24 protein-coding genes are annotated in these 16440 nt (G+C 68.6%); 7 read left to right on the top strand and 17 right to left on the bottom strand.

The window, feature by feature from the left end:
• Positions 1-100: 100 nt before the first annotated feature.
• On the top strand, positions 101-346 hold the full coding sequence (locus tag IEY82_RS28590; RefSeq protein ID WP_189127346.1) for a cell division protein CrgA: 246 nt from the start codon (positions 101-103) through the stop codon (positions 344-346).
• A 33-nt stretch (positions 347-379) separates the two neighbouring features.
• Here IEY82_RS28590 and IEY82_RS28585 read toward each other — a convergent pair whose 3' ends face one another.
• Both IEY82_RS28585 and IEY82_RS28580 read right to left on the bottom strand, forming a co-directional pair.
• Positions 380-1261, bottom strand: coding sequence for a rhomboid family intramembrane serine protease (locus IEY82_RS28585; RefSeq protein WP_189127345.1), 882 nt, complete (start codon positions 1259-1261; stop codon positions 380-382).
• 76 nt (positions 1262-1337) lie between these two features.
• Positions 1338-1874 (bottom strand): peptidylprolyl isomerase, encoded by a 537-nt coding sequence (locus IEY82_RS28580; protein WP_189127344.1) that lies wholly within the window; start codon positions 1872-1874, stop codon positions 1338-1340.
• A 158-nt stretch (positions 1875-2032) separates the two neighbouring features.
• On the opposite strand from IEY82_RS28580, the gene IEY82_RS28575 reads away from it, so the two are divergent.
• Positions 2033-2533, top strand: coding sequence for a hypothetical protein (locus tag IEY82_RS28575; RefSeq protein WP_189127343.1), 501 nt, complete (start codon positions 2033-2035; stop codon positions 2531-2533).
• A 128-nt stretch (positions 2534-2661) separates the two neighbouring features.
• Here the strand turns inward: IEY82_RS28575 and IEY82_RS28570 are convergent, their stop codons facing one another.
• Positions 2662-3468, bottom strand: coding sequence for an MBL fold metallo-hydrolase (locus IEY82_RS28570; protein WP_189127342.1), 807 nt, complete (start codon positions 3466-3468; stop codon positions 2662-2664).
• Between the two features lie 116 nt (positions 3469-3584).
• On the opposite strand from IEY82_RS28570, the gene IEY82_RS28565 reads away from it, so the two are divergent.
• Complete coding sequence (locus tag IEY82_RS28565) at positions 3585-4175, top strand: dihydrofolate reductase family protein (protein ID WP_189127341.1); 591 nt, start codon at positions 3585-3587, stop codon at positions 4173-4175.
• Here the strand turns inward: IEY82_RS28565 and IEY82_RS28560 are convergent.
• From IEY82_RS28560 to IEY82_RS28520, 9 genes are read right to left on the bottom strand one after another with little or no spacing between them, the layout of a single operon-like run.
• Positions 4154-4489, bottom strand: a complete 336-nt coding sequence (locus tag IEY82_RS28560) for a gas vesicle protein K (protein ID WP_189127340.1) — start codon at positions 4487-4489, stop codon at positions 4154-4156. The two genes, IEY82_RS28565 and IEY82_RS28560, sit on opposite strands and share 22 nt — an antisense overlap.
• Complete coding sequence (locus IEY82_RS28555; RefSeq protein WP_225264007.1) at positions 4470-4712, bottom strand: gas vesicle protein; 243 nt, start codon at positions 4710-4712, stop codon at positions 4470-4472. The genes IEY82_RS28560 and IEY82_RS28555 overlap by 20 nt, the downstream gene beginning before the upstream one ends.
• Positions 4699-5484, bottom strand: coding sequence for a GvpL/GvpF family gas vesicle protein (locus IEY82_RS28550; protein WP_189127338.1), 786 nt, complete (start codon positions 5482-5484; stop codon positions 4699-4701). Before IEY82_RS28550 ends, IEY82_RS28555 begins: the two co-directional genes overlap by 14 nt.
• Positions 5474-5875, bottom strand: a complete 402-nt coding sequence (gene gvpJ / locus IEY82_RS28545) for a gas vesicle protein GvpJ (RefSeq protein ID WP_372459755.1) — start codon at positions 5873-5875, stop codon at positions 5474-5476. The genes IEY82_RS28550 and gvpJ (IEY82_RS28545) overlap by 11 nt, the downstream gene beginning before the upstream one ends.
• Entirely contained in the window at positions 5872-6234 is a 363-nt protein-coding gene (locus IEY82_RS28540; protein WP_189127337.1) for a gas vesicle protein GvpO, read from the bottom strand. The genes gvpJ (IEY82_RS28545) and IEY82_RS28540 overlap by 4 nt, the downstream gene beginning before the upstream one ends.
• Positions 6235-6277: 43 nt before the next feature.
• A complete protein-coding gene (locus IEY82_RS28535) occupies positions 6278-6502 on the bottom strand; it encodes a gas vesicle protein GvpG (RefSeq protein ID WP_189127336.1) in 225 nt (74 codons plus the stop codon).
• A gap of 29 nt (positions 6503-6531) precedes the next feature.
• Complete coding sequence (locus tag IEY82_RS28530) at positions 6532-7329, bottom strand: GvpL/GvpF family gas vesicle protein (protein WP_189127335.1); 798 nt, start codon at positions 7327-7329, stop codon at positions 6532-6534.
• A 13-nt stretch (positions 7330-7342) separates the two neighbouring features.
• A complete protein-coding gene (gvpJ, locus tag IEY82_RS40515) occupies positions 7343-7747 on the bottom strand; it encodes a gas vesicle protein GvpJ (protein ID WP_189127334.1) in 405 nt (134 codons plus the stop codon).
• A gap of 47 nt (positions 7748-7794) precedes the next feature.
• Complete coding sequence (locus tag IEY82_RS28520; RefSeq protein WP_189127333.1) at positions 7795-9051, bottom strand: SRPBCC family protein; 1257 nt, start codon at positions 9049-9051, stop codon at positions 7795-7797.
• 326 nt (positions 9052-9377) lie between these two features.
• Between IEY82_RS28520 and IEY82_RS28515 the strand changes: the two genes are divergently transcribed.
• Positions 9378-9839 carry a hypothetical protein gene (locus IEY82_RS28515; protein ID WP_189127332.1) on the top strand — a complete coding sequence of 154 codons (462 nt, stop codon included), beginning with the start codon at positions 9378-9380 and terminating at the stop codon, positions 9837-9839.
• Positions 9840-10006: 167 nt separating this feature from the next.
• On the opposite strand, the gene IEY82_RS28510 is transcribed toward IEY82_RS28515, so the two are convergent.
• Both IEY82_RS28510 and IEY82_RS28505 read right to left on the bottom strand, forming a co-directional pair.
• Positions 10007-11110, bottom strand: coding sequence for a bifunctional WXG100 family type VII secretion target/C40 family peptidase (locus tag IEY82_RS28510; RefSeq protein WP_189127331.1), 1104 nt, complete (start codon positions 11108-11110; stop codon positions 10007-10009).
• Entirely contained in the window at positions 11110-11418 is a 309-nt protein-coding gene (locus IEY82_RS28505) for a hypothetical protein (RefSeq protein WP_189127330.1), read from the bottom strand. Before IEY82_RS28505 ends, IEY82_RS28510 begins: the two co-directional genes overlap by 1 nt.
• Before the next feature lie 106 nt (positions 11419-11524).
• Here IEY82_RS28505 and IEY82_RS28500 point away from each other — a divergent pair, with 106 nt between their 5' ends.
• Positions 11525-11881 (top strand): YciI family protein, encoded by a 357-nt coding sequence (locus IEY82_RS28500; protein WP_189127329.1) that lies wholly within the window; start codon positions 11525-11527, stop codon positions 11879-11881.
• On the top strand, positions 11878-12417 hold the full coding sequence (locus IEY82_RS28495) for a GNAT family N-acetyltransferase (protein WP_189127328.1): 540 nt from the start codon (positions 11878-11880) through the stop codon (positions 12415-12417). The genes IEY82_RS28500 and IEY82_RS28495 overlap by 4 nt, the downstream gene beginning before the upstream one ends.
• A 31-nt stretch (positions 12418-12448) precedes the next feature.
• Here IEY82_RS28495 and IEY82_RS28490 read toward each other — a convergent pair whose 3' ends face one another.
• Complete coding sequence (locus tag IEY82_RS28490; protein WP_189127327.1) at positions 12449-14236, bottom strand: flavin-containing monooxygenase; 1788 nt, start codon at positions 14234-14236, stop codon at positions 12449-12451.
• Positions 14237-14374: 138 nt separating this feature from the next.
• Here IEY82_RS28490 and IEY82_RS28485 point away from each other — a divergent pair, with 138 nt between their 5' ends.
• Entirely contained in the window at positions 14375-14521 is a 147-nt protein-coding gene (locus IEY82_RS28485) for a hypothetical protein (protein ID WP_189127326.1), read from the top strand.
• Positions 14522-14532: 11 nt separating this feature from the next.
• On the opposite strand, the gene IEY82_RS28480 is transcribed toward IEY82_RS28485, so the two are convergent.
• Together IEY82_RS28480 and IEY82_RS28475 are read right to left on the bottom strand one after the other, a co-directional pair.
• Complete coding sequence (locus IEY82_RS28480; protein ID WP_189127325.1) at positions 14533-15465, bottom strand: TolB family protein; 933 nt, start codon at positions 15463-15465, stop codon at positions 14533-14535.
• Positions 15466-15572: 107 nt separating this feature from the next.
• Complete coding sequence (locus tag IEY82_RS28475) at positions 15573-16424, bottom strand: DUF72 domain-containing protein (protein WP_189127324.1); 852 nt, start codon at positions 16422-16424, stop codon at positions 15573-15575.
• Between the last annotated feature and the right edge of the window lie 16 nt (positions 16425-16440).

Here is a 16440-nt window from a genome sequence, read left to right as displayed (position 1 = left end):
ATGTCATGCGCGTGGCGACTATCCTGGGCCCCGCTACGACTACGCTTACCGAAGAGCCTGTGGACGATCCGGAAGCCCAGGCCCTCAGCAGGAGTTACCAGTGCCCAAGTCCAAGGCTCGCAAGAAGGCGGTCTACACCCCGCCGCAGAAGTCCCAGCAGGTCAAGGTCAGCCCGCGCTGGCTGGCTCCCACGATGGTCGCGGCATGGATCATCGGCGTCCTGTGGATCGCCACCTGGTATGTGGCGCCCAGCGCCCCCTTCATCGGCGACCTCAACCAGTGGAACCTGCTGATCGGGTTTGTCTTCATCATCTTCGGAGTGGTGCTCTCCACCCGCTGGCGTTAGTTTTTTCCACAGTTTTTCCACAGGCTGGGGATGTCAGCCGGCGCCTGCCACGATGGACGCCGTCCGGACCAGCACGAGCACGCCGAGCACGGCCGCCGCTCCCACGATCGTCAGCACCTGCCAGCGGGTCCTGTTGGTCTTGGGGGCGTAGACCAGCGCGGCGGCCAGCAGGGTGCCCACGATCAGCCCTCCGACGTGACCGGTCCAGCTGATGCGCAGCCCCGAGAACGCCGGCAGCACGAACGTGATCACCAGGTTGAGCACGATGACCACGGCGATGCCGCGCACGTCGAGGTTGAGTCGGCGACCCACCACGAAGACCGCGCCGAACAGACCGAAGACCGCGCCCGAAGCACCCACGGTCAGGGTGTTGAGCGGGTCGAGCCACAGGTTGAGCACCGAGCCGCCCAGCGCGCTCAGCAGATAGAGGGCCACGAACCTGCCGTGCCCGAAGGCCCGCTCCAGGTAGGGGCCGATGACGTAGATCGCCCAGCAGTTGAACAACAGATGGATCAGGCTGGCGTGCGCCACCGCCGCCGTCAGCAACCGGTGATACTGGTCGAGGTGGGCGACGCCGTTGGGCCACATGCCGAGCGCCAGGTTGACCGAGTCGCCGAGCAGCAGTGACGCGCCGTAGACCAGCACGTTGAGGGCCAGGATGGTCCACGTCGCGTAGGGGGTGTGGACGACCGCGCCGCCGAAGGCGGTCTTCGCCTGCCGGATGCCCTTGTTGCCGTCGGCCACGCACTCGGGGCACTGGAAGCCGACGGCGGCGTCACGCATGCAGTCGGGGCAGATGGGCCGCTCGCACCGCTGGCAGCGGACCCACGTCTCCCTGTCGGGATGCCGGTAACACGTCGGCACCGCCTCTGCGGGCTCTTGGTGAGGAGGGGGACTGGGCGGCTGGCTGGTCATGACCGCAGCCTATGGCCTGCCGGAGGGTGCCGCGTGTGCGGCGAATCCCCCGGCCCGGCCGCCCAGTCAGCTCCCCTCAGCCCTGGACGCGGTCGATGGTGACCGACTCGATCACGACGTCCTCGAGCGGCCGGTCGTTGCGGCCGGTGCGGGTCTTGGCGATCGCGTCGACGACGTCCTTGCCCTCGATGACCTCACCGAAGATGCTGTGCTTGCCGTTGAGATGCGGCGTCGGCACGACCGTGATGAAGAACTGTGACCCGTTGGTGCCCTTGCCGAAGCGGATGCCCGCGTTGGCCATGGCCAGCAGGTAGGGCCGGTTGAAGTAGAGATCGGGATGGATCTCGTCGTCGAACTCGTATCCGGGGCCACCGATGCCCTGACCGAGCGGGTCACCGCCCTGGATCATGAACCCGGGGATCACCCGGTGGAAGATGGTGCCGTCGTAGTAGCGGTCGGAGCTCTTCTCGCCGGTGCCCGGGTGGGTCCACTCACGGCTGCCCTCGGCAAGCTCGACGAAGTTTCGCACTGTCTTGGGAGCTTGATTAGGGAAGAGCTCGGCCTTGATGTTGCCACGATTTGTCTGCAGGTTTGCGATCAGCTTCTCAGCCACGAGACAGCTGCCCTCCTCTATGCATAGCGTTGGTTTGTGGTGTTTGGATGTCTATGACCGGATGGCCTTCTGAGTCATCCTCCCACGGCCGGCCATGATTGAGCCGCTTCGTACAGGGCAGGTCAGGCTGCGGGGCCCCACCGACAGGGGAGGTTGTTGTGTCCCTGACACTGAGAAAACGCCACGTGGTCATAGAGGTTCCCGCCACGTGGGTAGGCCGAATGAAGGCCCAGGCCGTACAGACCGGCCAACGCATGGCGCCTATGGCGGACCAGGCCAAGATGGCCACCGCCCAGCGCATCGAGGAAGCCCGCTACTGGGCCGCGCCCAGGCTCGAAGATGCCGCGCACCGGGTAGAGGACCAGTTCGCTCCCAAGGTCAGCTCCCTGCTGACCACGGCGGCGCACAAGATCGACCCCAGCTACGCGAAGTCGCGGCGCTGGCCGGTCATGGTCCTGATGACCGGGGTGGCGCTGGGCGCGATGGGTTACATGTTCTACCGTCGCAATGCACAGCAGTGGACGGAGCACATGAAGGAATCCGCCTCGGACGCTTCGCGCTGGGTCAGCGAGAAGGCGGACCGAACCGCCGGCTCCGCGGAGCAGGCCACCTCCAAGGTGACCGACAAGGCGGAAGAGGCATCCCGCAAGATGCCTTGATCCGCGAGTGAAAGTGCGCCTCCGCGTCGCGGGGGCGCACTTTCGCGTTCAATCAGGCCTTTCGCGTTCAATCAGGCCTTTCGCGTTCAGTCAGGTCTTTCGCGTTCGATCAGGCCTTTGGCGTTCGATCAGGCGGGGAGGGCGTCGAGCTGCAGGAAGGCGCGCTCGATGAGCTTGCGGGTGACGCCCTCGGGGTAGGGGAAGCGGCCGATCAGGTCGCGCAGCCCCTCCACGTGGGCCCGCCTGGCCAGCTCGGCCGCAGCCACGAGATCGGCGTGCTGGCTCTCCACGAACGCCCGGTCGACCACCGCGCCGTGGCCCGGCACGATCACCCGGTCGGGCAGCTCGGCCAGCATCGCGGCGGTCGTGCCGGGCCAGTCGAGCGGGTAGGAGTCGCCGAACGCCGGCGGCGCCCCCTCCTCGACCAGGTCACCGGCGAACACCACGCCGGCGTCGGGCACCTGCGTGACGACGTCGTTGCTGCTGTGGCCGAGCCCGAAATGGCGCAGCTGGACGACGCGGCCGCCGATGTCGAGCGTGGCCCCGGTTGCGAAGGTGTGGTCAGGTGGCACGATCTCGACCTCCCGCACCTCAGCATGCCGGTCCGCCGGCAGGAAGCCGAGCACGTCGGCCCGCTGCCGCTCGCCGTACAGCTCGATCTCCTCGACGCACCTGACGTGGCCCCAGATCTCGGCGGGGCGGAACAGCGCGTTGCCGAAGAAGTGGTCGAAGTGGGAATGGGTGTTGACGACCGTCCAGGGGCTGCTGGTGATCCGCCTGATGGCCTCGATCAGATCGGCGGCCTCGCGATGGGACATGCGGGTGTCGACCACCAGGCAGTGCCCGTCGCCCACGACCAGGCCGACGTTCATGTCGAACGACTCGTGCCGGCGGACGTAGACCCGGTCACCGACCTCCTGCCACTGCTCGTTCATGGCACGAAACCCTAAACGAATCCGCGCATCCCGTGTCGATCCGGACGGGGTCCGTTCGTACAGAGGGTGAGCGCCCCTCGGCGGGCGGCCCTGAGAGAGAGACAAGGATTTCGATCATGCGTGAGATCACCGTGTTCAACAGCGTCACCCTGGACGGCGTCATGCAGGCGCCGGGACGGCCCGACGAGGACCGGCGCGGCGGGTTCGGGCACGGCGGCTGGGCTCAGCGCTACAACGACCCGGTCATGGGGCAGGCCGCGGGCGAGGGCATGTCCCGATCGGGCGCCCTGCTGTTCGGGCGGCGGACGTACGAGGACTTCGCCGCCGTCTGGCCCCACCAGCCAGAGCCCAACCCCTTCACCGCGGTGCTCAACCGGATGCGCAAGTACGTGGCGTCGCGGACGCTGAGCGAGCCGCTGCCGTGGGTCAACTCCACGCTGCTCAAGGGCGACGCGGAGGAGGCCGTGGCCCGGCTCAAGGAGGAACCGGGCGACGACCTCGTCATCCTGGGCAGCGGCGAGCTGATCCGGTCGCTGATGCGACATGACCTGATCGACCGGTACGTGCTGCTGATCCACCCGCTGGTGCTCGGCTCGGGGCGCCGGTTGTTCGACTCGGGCCTGGCTCCGGCCGCGTTCGAGCTGACCGACTGCAAGCCCACGACCACCGGCGTGCTGATCGCCACCTACCAGGCCGCCGGCGGCTGATCGGCGGCCGGGAGGAGGGTGCCGAGCGGTCCGAGGTCGAGGTTGAGGTCCGACGGCGACAGCTCGAACCGCTCGCACAACTCCGTCATGGCCTCCTCCAGCCGCATCAGGGTCAAGCCGACCGCTTCGAGCTGCTCGGAGCTCAGGTCGCCCTGGTCCATCCGGCGCACGCACTGGCGCTCCACCAACTGGCGGACGAGCTCCAGGAGGGTGAGCACGAGGCGGCTGAGATCGCGCTGCACGGAGTCGGCGTCGGTCTCCAGCCGCCACTCGCCCGGCTTCAAGCCGCGCGGGTCACTCCTCGACGCCGTCATGGCGCATCCCTCCGTCGATCGCGTCGGCCTCCCGTACGGATACGAGCAGCGCGCGCAGCGAGATCCGTACCAGGTCGATGCCGGAAATGGACAGGACGACATCGCCCGCGACGACCACCCCGCACGCCAGCATGCGGTCCAGCAGGTCGACGAGCGCCACCCGTTCGACCGGCAGGCGGCCCTGCGCGGCGAGCCGCTCGCCGCGCGGCTCAGGGAGCGGCACCGCGCGCCGCCTCACCCTCCAGAACCGCGAACGAGTAGGGCGCCCAGGGGCCGACCAGCTCCACGGTGACTCCATCGCCGTCGAGGTCGCCGAGCACGCGGGCGAACTCGTCGGCGCGATCCTCGTCCACCAGGTAGGCGCCGTTGAGCACCATCAGCTCCTCCCTGCCGGACAGCTGAGGATCCTGGGCGCGATGGAGCCGGCCCTCCACGGCGACGGACATCAGGACCTCGTGCACGAACTCGGCCCGTGTCGCGGCCCGGCGCCACGCCGCCTCCCGGCCGTGCAGGCCCGCCCGGCGGCGCTTCAGGTAGGCGAGCCCCGGCCGGTCGTCCTCCGGGCCGCTCTCGTCGGCCGGCGCGCTCTCGTACGGCTCGGCGTACGCCTTCACCGCCCACTCGGACCGGCCCGCGACATGGGAGAGCACCGCGACGAAGCCGTCATGCCGCTCGTCGAGCAGGTCGCGGAGCTGTTGTTCGAGACGGTAGACCGTCACGAGCCGGGCCGGGGCCGTGGGAAGCACCCGTGCTACGGCCTCCACCACCCGGTGGTGGCCGCGCGCCGTCTCCTCCAGCCAGGACAAATCCTCCATCGAGCGCCGCAGCCGCTCCTCGCCGAACTCGTCCAGCGAGACCAGGCTGTAGAGAGCGGCGAGACCCCGATGCGCGAGCGACCGCACGGGCAGGCCGGACACGCCGGTCAGGCCCTCCGGGCAGGCGTGCTCCTCGGCGCGCGTGACCGCGTAGAGGTAGACGCCCTCGTCACTCGGCATGCTCGGCCACCTCGGGCGAGCGCTCGCGGACCCGCCCGCCCCGGCCCTCCCCGCCGCGCAGGGCCAGTGTCTCCTCCAGCGCCGTGAGCCGCCGGCGCAGCCTGCGGTTCTCGTCGGCCAGCTCGCGGTGGCCGCCGGTGAGCCACGGATCGTGCTCCCACCAGTCGATGCCCATCTCGCGGGCCGTGTCGACCGAGGCGATCAGCAGGCGCAGCTTGATCGTCAGCAGCTCGATGTCGAGCAGGTTGACCCGGATGTCTCCCGCGATCACCACGCCCCGGTCGAGCACGCGTTCCAGGATGTCTCCGAGGTTGGCCGACTCGCGCCCGCCGGGAGTGCCCGGAATGGAGGACTGACGCAGGTAGGGGCTCGACCTCGCCGGCGCGCTCACTGGGCGCCCTCGCCGACGTCGGCGCTCCCCCGCTTGTAGCGGCGCACCCGGCGGTAGGAGAGCAGGTAGCCCTCCATGTCGAAGTCGGCCTCGTACAGGGCGAGGGTGTCGCCGGACGACGGGATCCGGCGGTCTTCGACGATCTCCACGCCGACCAGCCATCCGTCGTCGGTCGGCTCGACGCGGGTGACTCCCTCGGCGTCCTTGCCGGTCAGCTCGCTGATCTGCCGCAACCCGACCGTGCCTGCGTCGGCGGCCGACAGCTCCCGCGACCTCTCTCGCGGCTCCCCGCCGTCCTCTTCCTCGACGTCCTCTTCCTTGACATGGTCCTCGTGCTTGGTTCCATGCCTGACAGGCATGAAATCACCCCCGCTTCCCCCGAGCGCGGCACCGCCTGATGCCTCACTGACCGAGCATCCTCCGCAGAATCTCGTCCACCGCCCGGCTCTCCTCCTCCTCGGAGATCCGGCCGGCGGCCCTGGCCTCCTCCACCTCCTCCAGGCGGCGCCGAACCACCGCCGGGTCGTGGAGCTCGCGTTCGACCTGGTCACGTAGGAGCTCACCCAGCTTGATGACTCCGTAGACCGGCGCGAGCGGCCAGCCAAAGAGCAGCGTCCCCAATCCCATCAGATCTCACTCCTCCCGCTCGTCACCCTTCACTCCGCGGTGGTGCCCACGAAGTCGTACGGGGCCAGCGGGCCGAGGAGACGGATCTCGACGCGTCCCGCCCATTCGTCGCGCAGCTCGTCCAGAACCTGTTCGAGCTCGGCCCGGCGGTCGCTCTCCATCAGCAGGGCAATGTGCGCGGCGTCTCGCTCATGCGTGGGTTCGCGGATGACCACCGCCTCACTCAGGTTCTCGATCTCGTCGAGCAGGGTGTCGGTGTCCAGCTCGCGCTTGGCCGCGATCGTCTGTTCGATGATCTCGCCGAGCCGCATCCGGGCGTTCCGCGTCAGCTCCTCGGGACGGCCGTGGATGTCCTTCCTGAGCCGGGCCGCCTCCTTGTTCTCGTCGAGGACCTCCAGCAGGATCGCCCGCTCGACGTACCTGGCCTTGATCACGTACTCCGCCCGTCCCTCCAGCTCCTCCAGGGCGTCGCGGAACTCGTCGTGGTAGGGGGTCAGCAGTTCCTCGACCACCGCTTCAGGGCTGGTGAGCACCGCGCCGAACCTCAGCGGCAGCACGGGCACCTCGGCCGCGGTGTCGTCCAGCAGCTCCGCGTGCCTCTGGAGATCCTTCGGCCTGCCCAGCGGGCGGTCCACCGGCACGTCGCTCACCAGGGCGCCGATCTCGCCGTAGGTCAGCAGCTCGACCTGGCCGGGCGGGTCTCCCACCCCCTTGGTGCCGGGGGTGACCTCCACATCGCCGGGCACGATCCCGTACACGTAGGACCCGACGCCGTTACCGCCGGCGTCGGCCTCGGCCTCGGCCTCCTGGGTTTCGGTGGATCGCATGCGTCGAGACACCTCACTCCTCCTCTCGCCGGTGCGCCCGGCGCGGCCTGTCTTCACGCTCGGTGGAGGAATCGGCCACGAGGTCCTCCAGCCTCTCGCCGGCCGCCTCCAACGGCTTCTCCTTGCCCTGGTCCACGGCTCGGACCTGCTTGACGTCCTTGACGAGCTCCGGCAGCCCCTTCTCGCCCGTCTCCGAAAGGTCCAGCCGGTTGACCGCCTCCGCGAAACGCAGGTAGGTGTCGACGCTGGCCACGACGATCCGCGCGTCGATCGTCAGCACCTCGATGCCGACCAGCGAGACACGGACGAAGGCGTCGATGACCAGGCCCTTGTCGAGAATGGTGTCGATGACGTCCGCCAGGCCCGTGGCGGAGCCACCGCCGGCCGCCGAGCCGCGATGCGCGGGTTGCATGGTCATATCGGATCCCTGCTGATCGATCGCCCGGCTCTTCTCTCGGCCGGGTTCTACTCGGTGCTGGGTTTGCGCCGCCGGACCGGGCGTTCCCGCTGGCGGGCGCTTCCCCTCTCGGAGCGGCGCGCGCTTGCGCGCCGCCGCGCGGGCTCCCCTTCCTTGGCCTTCTCCTCCTCGCGTTCTTCCTCTTGGGGCTCTTTCTCCTCGGCTTCTTCCTCTTCCGGCTCTGGCCGTTCCGGCTCTTCCTCCTCGTACGCCTCCTCGGCCGCCTCCTCGCCACCGCGCTCCGAAGCGGCTTCCTCGGGCTCCCGGCCCTCTTCGGGCTCCTCCTGCGGGCCCTCGGCCTCCTGCTCCTCCCGCAGCGCGGTCTCGTGGTCCTTGACGACCTTGCCGTCGCGGATCTCACCACGCCAGCCGTCGCCCACCTGGTCCGGATGCAACAGGAGGTGCGACATCACGTGCCGCCTGAAGTGCTTGAGTTCGAGGCGGGCCCGCCGCCCCTGCGCCCGCCACAGGTTTCCGGTCTTCTCGAACAGGCCCTGCGGGTGGTACTCCAGCACCAGCAGGATCCGGGTGAGATCGGGCGTGGCCTCGTGGAACGTCACCGCCCCGTCGACGTACCCCTTGGCTCCTTCGGACCGCCAGATGATGCGCTGGTCGGGGATCTGCTCGACGATGTGCGCCTTCCAGTTCCGGTGCGACCAGAAGACCTGCGCCTTCCAGGTGAGCTCCTCGTCGGAGTCCTGACTGACGTTCTCCACCTTCTTCATGAAGCTCGGGAAATCCTGGAACATGGTCCACTGGTTGTAGACGAGGCGACGGGACGCGCCGACGTCGATCGTCTCCACGATGTTGGTGACCTTCTCGAAGCCGCCCTTACCGCCTTTGCCGCCCTTGCCGCCCTTGCTGAACAGCCCCTTCAGCGCGCCCTTGATCCCGCCCGCGAGCCCGCCCTTGAGTCCGCCCTTCAGGGCTCCGCCCGCCACTCCGCCGCCCGCCGACTCGGCCACCGAATCGACCACCGCGCCGACCAGTCCCTTCCCACCGCTCTCGGCATAGTCGGTCAACCGGCCGGTGAGACCCGCGATCCGGTCACCGGCGGAGTTGATCATCCGCTCGCCCGCCGCCCGCAGCAGGTTCCGGACCTCCTGCTTGAGCCGGTCCGTCGGCAAGCCGGCAAGCCCCTGGCCGATGTCCTGGACCGCCCCTGCGGCTCCCTTGGCCGGCTCGGCGGCCTTTCCCGCCGCTTCCTGTCCTGTCCGCTCCGCCGCGTCCTTGAGCCGACCGGCTCCGGCTGTTCCGTCCGCCATCTGCCTCACCTCCTTGACCGACCGACCTCTCTGACAGCCGTGCTCACCGCTGCGGCGGCTTCTTCCGGGCCTGCCCCTCAACCACGACAAAGAATCAAATATCGGTGAAAAGTAGGACAGAATTGACACGAGAGAAACCAGCGATTTGCGCCCTCAGCGCGCCTCGGCGTGGCGCGCCCGCCATCGCCACCTGATCGACATAATGAGACGAACGGCCTGTTCAGCAGGGGTTTCCTCGTCCACGGCCGCCATCTGTTACCGGCGTTTGCGCTGCTCCACGCAAGGGCGCCGCCGACACCTGGGCGTCCGTCCGGCAAGGGGAAGAGATGCGTGTCCTCATGGGAATGGCCCTGGTCGCCGCTCTCGCCATGGGTCCGGCGGCCGACGCGCGCACGGCGCCGGCGACCTCCGACGACTCGCCCCCGAAGGACTGGAAGAAGGTCACGTCACTGCGGGTCCTGCCCGAACTGCCACGCCAGAACGACGTCGTCCGGATCTTCGTGCACTGCCCCACGACGGCCAACCACGCGATCATCGGCTCCACCGCGTTCGCCCTCAAGGGGTCGCGGCGGTTCTACCGGGAGGTGGGGTTGGGACTCTCCGACCGGGGTCTCGGCCGGCGCGCGGTCATCATCTCCTACTACACGCTCCTCGGCGATCACGACGTCCGGTTGAAGTGCGTGAAGGTCACCATCAACCAGAAGACCCGTCTCCGGAAGATCCGGCTGATCAGCCGGTGCACCGTCCCGCTGACCGTACGCAGGTTCCGGCTCGCCCGGTTCCTCTGAACGCCGTAGGCCGGCGAGCAGGTCGGGGAGGGCGCGGCGTTGGCACCGTTCCAGGAGGCCCGGAAGCCGAAGGTGGCGCAATCACCGGGATCGGCGGGTAACTTTCAGAACCGGCTGCTCAGCCGGCGCCGCCCGGGGCCTTACACCGGATCAGAGACGTACGGGTGTCAGCTGTTGCCCGGCCTGGTGAAGCCGAGTGCGGTTCTGCCTCCATAGTCGGCGATCTGGACCACGGTCGTCGAGTTGGGGGCGTGGACCATCGTCTTCTTCTCCGGATCGACGACGATGCCGACATGGTCGGCGGTGCCGTTTCCGTCATTGTCGAAGAAGATGAGGTCTCCGGCCTGAACGTTGCCGTCAGGGATGCGCGGTCCGGCCCCCCACTGGTCGTTGGCGACCCGGGGGATCTCGATCCCGGCCGCTTCGTACGCCTTCTGCGTCAGGCCGGAGCAGTCAAAGCTGTCCGGGCCCTCCGCGCCCCACACGTAAGGGTCGCCGAGCTGTTCGAACGCGTAGTCGAGGATCTTCTGGGCATCGGGGTTCTCGGTGAGATCTTTCGCGTCCGGCGGCACCTGAGACTCCGCCGGCGGGATGTTCGGAGGGGCCCCGGATTCGTTGCCACCATTGCCGCCGTTCGGCGACCCGTTGCCCTTGTCGCCGGTCGGTTGGGTGGGGTCCCCCGTCTGCTTGAACTGCGGATCGACGAGCCAGTGCAGGTTGGGCTTGTTCTTGGGATAGAAGTCCTGGTCTCCCGGGGCCGGGATGGTGGTGAAGAACTTGTCGTCGACATGGTTGTTGATCTCTTTGATGGCCGCGTCGATGGCGTCGATCGCCCGTTGCCTCGGCTCATCGGCCCGCTTCACGGCTGCGTTCACCTGATTGGTGATGGACGTGATCGCACTGTCAGTTTTGGGGCTTTGCTTGGCCAGCCAGGTGCTCGTGTCGGTGTAGATCTTCTGGACGTCGCCTCGGGCTGTATTCAGCGCGGCACCGGCCTCGTCGATCTTGGTGGCACTGGTGGTCAGCGCCTCCTTCAACTGGCTAGCAGATTTGGGATATTTCGCCATATAGGTGACAAAATTATCGGCCGCGCCGCCCTTCCAGGCATCGTCCACCGTACCGACCGCGGTGTTGAGAGCGCCGGTGTCCGTGGTCACCGCGGTCGCCATCGTCCGCCAGCGCTGTGAGATTTTCGCGATCTCGCCCTGATCGCTGGTCAGCTCATCGACGATGCGCTTGAGGGCCGCGAGTTGAGTGTCCCAGAGCCCCATTAGTCCTTCACCTGGTTGTTCGGGTTGTCCGGATTGTCGGATCTCTTGATGTTATTGATCACCGTGTGCAGAGCACCCTCGACCTTGAGGAGGTTCTGCTCGGCATACCGACTCTCGGTGTCGAGCATTTTTTCCAGCTTGTTGACAGCATCGCCCAGCTTGTCGGACTTGCCGCTGAGGTCCCCGAAACACTTGGCACTGACCGCCGGAGGGCTCTCGTCGGCCATGCCCTTGAACTGTTTGGAGATATGCAGGGCCCTGTCCGCGCAGTCGCTCAGGGCATCAAAATAGATCTCGAAGCCTGCCACCAGAGCCCCACCTATGCCACATAGACAACAATCGCCCCATTTAAGGTAGCAGGTCGTGATCAAGAAGGAAGGGGTGGTAGCGATTGATCGCCAAGGAGGGTTCCGCGTGAAGCAGTACCTGCTCAGCATGTACCAACCCGATGGAGACCCTCCGCCGGCCGAGGTGCTGGAGCCGATCATGCGGGAGCTCGACGCCGTGGGCGAGGAGATGAGGGCCGCCGGGGTGTGGGTCTTCTCCGGCGGGCTGCACTCCCCCAGCACGGCCACCGTGCTCCGGCTGCGCGACGGCGAGGTGCTCATGACCGACGGCCCCTACACCGAGGGCAAGGAGCACATCGGCGGATTCACCGTCATCCGGGCCCCCGACCTGGACGCCGCGCTCGCATGGGGACGCAAGCTGGCCCGCGCGGTGGCACACCTCCCGGTCGAGGTGCGCCCCTTCCAGGGAGAAGAGGCCGGGTGATCACCTGGCGGCGGCTGAACGAGCGGGACTTCCCCATGCTGCGCGAATGGCTGCGGCAGCCGCACGTGGCCCGCTGGTGGAACCACGAGACCTCGATGGAGGCCGTGGAGCGTGACTTCGGCCCCGCGACCAGGGGCGAGGAGCCGTCGGCGGACCTGCTCGCCCTGTTCGACGGCCGGCCGCTCGGCCTGGTCCAGCGCTCGCGGCTGGCCGACTACCCCGACTACCTGGACGAGCTGGCCTCCATCGTCGATGTGCCCGAGGGCACGGTGACCATCGACTACCTGATCGGCGATCCCGGCCAGGTCGGCCGTGGCCTCGGCACGGCCATGATCCGCTCGATCGTCGAGCGCACCTGGGCCGAGCTTCCGGAGGCCACCTGCCTGCTGGTGCCCGTGTCGGCCGCCAACCGCGCCTCCTGGCGGGCCCTGGAGAAGGCCGGGCTGCGCCGCGTCGGGGTGGGCGACCTGGAGCCTGACAACCCGATCGACGATCCCGTCCACTACCTCTACCGGGTGGACCGGCCGAACCGCTGATCGGCACGTCGAGCGAGCGATCCGAGAGCGGTCAGCGGAACTCCAGCCCCTCGAACACGCCGGACGAGCGCCATCCGTCGAGGTAGCTGAAGTACGCCATGGCCCCGTGCGGGTAGCCGACCATGAGCCGCCCTCGCGCCCCTGGGTCGCGGCCCTCGTTGTTGTAGTAGCCCGGTGTGCAGTCCGGTGATCCCAGCAGCATCCCGGCTCCCGACAGCAGCAGCTCGACCCAGGCGTTCTCGGCCTCCTCCGACACCTCGATCTCGTCGAACCCGTGGTCGAGCGCGTGCCTGACCAGCATGGCGATCGTCCGGCCCGCCTCCGTGAGGTTGTGCGGGATGTTGGAGATGAGGTTGGCGCCCTGCGTCGGCTGCACGATGAAGGCGTTCGGAAAACCGTGTACGTGGATGCCGTGCAGCGTACGCATGCCCTCGGCCCAGTGCTCGGAGAGCCTGACGCCGCCTCGGCCGGTCAGGTCGAAACCGGCCCGCCGCGTGTGTTCGGTGCCGACCTCGAAGCCGGAGGCGTAGATGACGCAGTCGACCTCGTACTCCCTGCCGGCGACGACCACCCCGGTCTCGGTGATCCGCTCCACGCCCTTGCCGTCGGTGTCGACCAGGTGGGTGCCGGGGACGTTGAACGCCTGGAGGTACTCGTCGTGGAAGCAGGGCCGCTTGCACAGCTGGCGATACCAGGCCTTGAGTTTCCGCGCGGTCTCCGGATCCTCGACGATGGAGTCGACGCGGGCCCGGATCTCCTCCATCTTCTCGAAGTCGTAGTCCTCGAAAGCCTCCAGCATCCTGGCCACGCTCCGGTCCTCGGGCGGGAGCGTCATGATCCTGGAGCGGACCCGGCGGGCGATGTCGGTCCAGCCGTCCATCACCAGATCGTCCTCGGGCATGCCGCCCGCCTGGTTGGCCGTGAAGTTCTCCAGCCAGCGCTGCTGCCAGCCCGGCGTGGAGATCTCGGCGAACCACTCGGGATCGGTCGGCCGGTTGTCGCGTACGTCGACGGAGGAGGGCGTGCGTTGGAAGACGTACAGCTCCGCGCAGGCCCGCGCCAGGTGCGGCACGCACTGGACGGCGGTCGCGCCCGTCCCGATGATGGCCACCCGCCGCTCGGCCAGCCGGTCCATCGGCGCGCCGGACGGGTCGCCGCCCGTGTAGTCGTAGTCCCACCTGCTCGTGTGGAACGAGTGTCCCCTGAACGACTCGATGCCAGGGATCCCCGGCAGCTTCGGCACGTGCAACGGGCCGGTGCCCATGGCGACGAACTGGGCGGTGAACTCGTCGCCCCGGTTCGTGCGGATGATCCAGCGGGATCGGCTCTCGTCCCATTCGAGATCCTGGACCTCGGTGTGGAACAGCGCGTTGTCGTACAGGCCGAAGTGCTTGCCGATGCGCCGGCAGTGCTCCAGGATCTCGGGCGCGTGCGCGTACTTCTCGGTCGGCATGTGGCCGGTCTCTTCGAGCAGCGGCAGGTACACGAACGAGGCCGTGTCGCACTGCGCGCCCGGGTAGCGGTTCCAGTACCAGGTGCCGCCGAAGTCGCCGCCCTTCTCGATGAGGCGTACGTCGTCGACACCCGCCTCCCGCAGGCGCGCGCCGGTGACCAGGCCGGCGAAGCCGCCCCCGATGAACGCGACCGTCACGTGGTCGGTCTTGGGCTCGCGCTCGACCCGTGGGGTGTACGGGTCGTCCAGGTAGTGCGCGAGCCGACCGGTGATCTGGAGGTACTGGTCGTTGCCGTCGGGACGGAGGCGTTTGTCGCGTTCCTCAAGGTATTTCCGGCGGAGAGTGTCTTTGTCGATGGCGGGCATGCGTGCTCCGGAGGTCGGGTCCACGAGTGCCGGATGCCGGGCGGCGTCCGCTGCGCAGCAATTCCAGAATGTCATTCGGGAATAACGTCCGGCAAGGGGCGGCCTGTTGCTTTCGGCCGTCCTGGGTAGGGGACGCGTATGGCGACAATCATCGATCGAGTACGCGCGTACCTGGGCAGCCCGCAAGGCAAGGAGGCAGTCGAGAAGGCCAAACGGATGGCCAACGACCCGCAGAACCAGCAGAAGGCCAAGCGGTTCCTCAGCCGGTTCCGCTCACACCGCTGATCCGCTGAACGTCAGCGGAGGATTTGCAGCAGCGCCTGGTTCTTGGCCGCGACCGGCTCGGACAGGCGCTGCACCACGCGGCCCCGCTCGTCCAGCACCACCAGGGCGTTGCCGCCACTTCCGGCCAGTCTGACCACCAGCCGCCCGTCGGCCAGGTGGAACGCGCCGATCTGCCGCCCCTTCACCGCGATCGGCAGCCTGCGCCCGGTGACCGTGTCGACCAGCGTCGGCGTGAACCACTCCGGCCACGACCCGTCGCCGGCGTCGTCACCGGCCCGCAGCGTCCGTACGACCACGTACCTGCCGCCCGGCGACAGGCTCTGCACATGGTTGGCCAGGGCGACACCCTTGACCTTGGCCGCCTTCCCGGTCTTCACGTCCAGCCGGTAGACGCCGGCGGTGGTGCCGGCGTAGCCCGCCAGGTAGCGCCCGTCGGGCGACCAGGCCAGATGACACACGCCGCGGGTGCTGCCGAGCACCCGCTCACCCGTGCCGTCGGCGTTGACCACGCTCACCGACCCCGCCGGGTTGCGCCCCACGTGCACGTACGCCACCCGCCGCGAGTCGGGCGACCAGGCGGGAGACAGGCAGGGCGTGCCACCCTGCAGCCCCCTGGCCGCGGTGGTGACCTTGGCGCCCTCGCGCACCCGCAGCAGCCCACCGGCCGTGATCCAGGCGACCTTGCGGCCGTCGGGCGAGGCCGCGAACTGCGGGCTGTCGCCCGGCTTGGCCAGCGTGCTCGGCGCGGCGCCCGGCCGGTGCCGGGAGACCGTGTAGCCCCGCTGGTAGCCGGCGTACACGGCGGCACCGGAGATCGCCCGCGCCGCCGTCGCGTCATCGGCCGTGCCGACCGGCGCGACGGAGACGGCAGCAGCTGCGGCCGGGGTGGCGGCCAGCAGCACGGAGGCGCCGAGTGTCACTACGGCCAGGGTCTTGTGCATCACGGATTTCTCCCACCACGAAGTCTTTGGGATGTTCGACGCGCGAAGGGGCCTCTCAGTTCGCAACCCGTCACGACTGATCCAACTCAGGAGGTTGGGCCCGAGCGCGGTCAGAACAGGGACAGCGGCTCGACCGGCATCGGGTCGGGCAGCGGCTCCAGCTCGGGCAGCCGGCTCCGCACGTCGTCGTGGAAACGGCGGGCGAGCGTCAGCGCGTCGGCGTTGTCGGGGGTGTGGACGAACACGGTCGGCGAGCGGCCTTCGCGCAGCCATTCGACGACCGTGCCGATCCACGGCTGCCAGCCCTCGACCGTCCGTTCCGTGGCGTCCCTGCCCAGATAGCGAACGATCGGCCGGTCTGTCAGAGCCGACGACCGGCGCGGCACGCGGGGCTTCTTCGTCCACGCGTCCCGTTCGGCGTCGCTGGTCGGAGGGCTCTGGAAGAACGCGGTGGTGTCGAACGGGATCCACTCGGCATCGGCTCGGGCGAGCACCTCTTCGAGCAGTCGCGCGGCACGCCCGTCCTCGAAGAAGGCCCGGTGCCGGACCTCGACCGCGTATCTGTGCGAGCGGGGAAGCCGGTGCAGGAAGGCCGCCAGGGCGCCGAGATCGTTCGGCGCGAACGAGCCGGGCAGCTGGATCCACAGGCTGTGGACACGCGGGCCGAGCGGCTCCATCGTGTCCACGAACGACCGGAGCTCGTCGTCCACGCCGACGAGACGGCGCTCGTGCGTGATGGGCTTGGGCAGCTTGACCACGAACCGGAAGTCCTGCCCGCACTGCCGCGCCCACGACTCCACCGTGCTCTTCGCCGGTGTCGCGTAGAACGTCGTGTTGCCCTCGACCGCGTTGCACCAGGTCGCATAGGCCCGCAGGCGCTCGGCGGGAGGCAGCGGATGAGGCAGGAAGCGCCCCTGCCACGACGCGTGCGCCCACATCGCGCATCCCACATGAAGACGCATGCCCCGACGCTACCGC

Source organism: Nonomuraea cavernae (genome assembly GCF_014646355.1).
Lineage (GTDB): Bacteria > Actinomycetota > Actinomycetes > Streptosporangiales > Streptosporangiaceae > Nonomuraea > Nonomuraea cavernae.
Note: the sequence above shows the minus strand (reverse complement) of the source record. Positions and strands in the feature narration are given on the sequence as shown.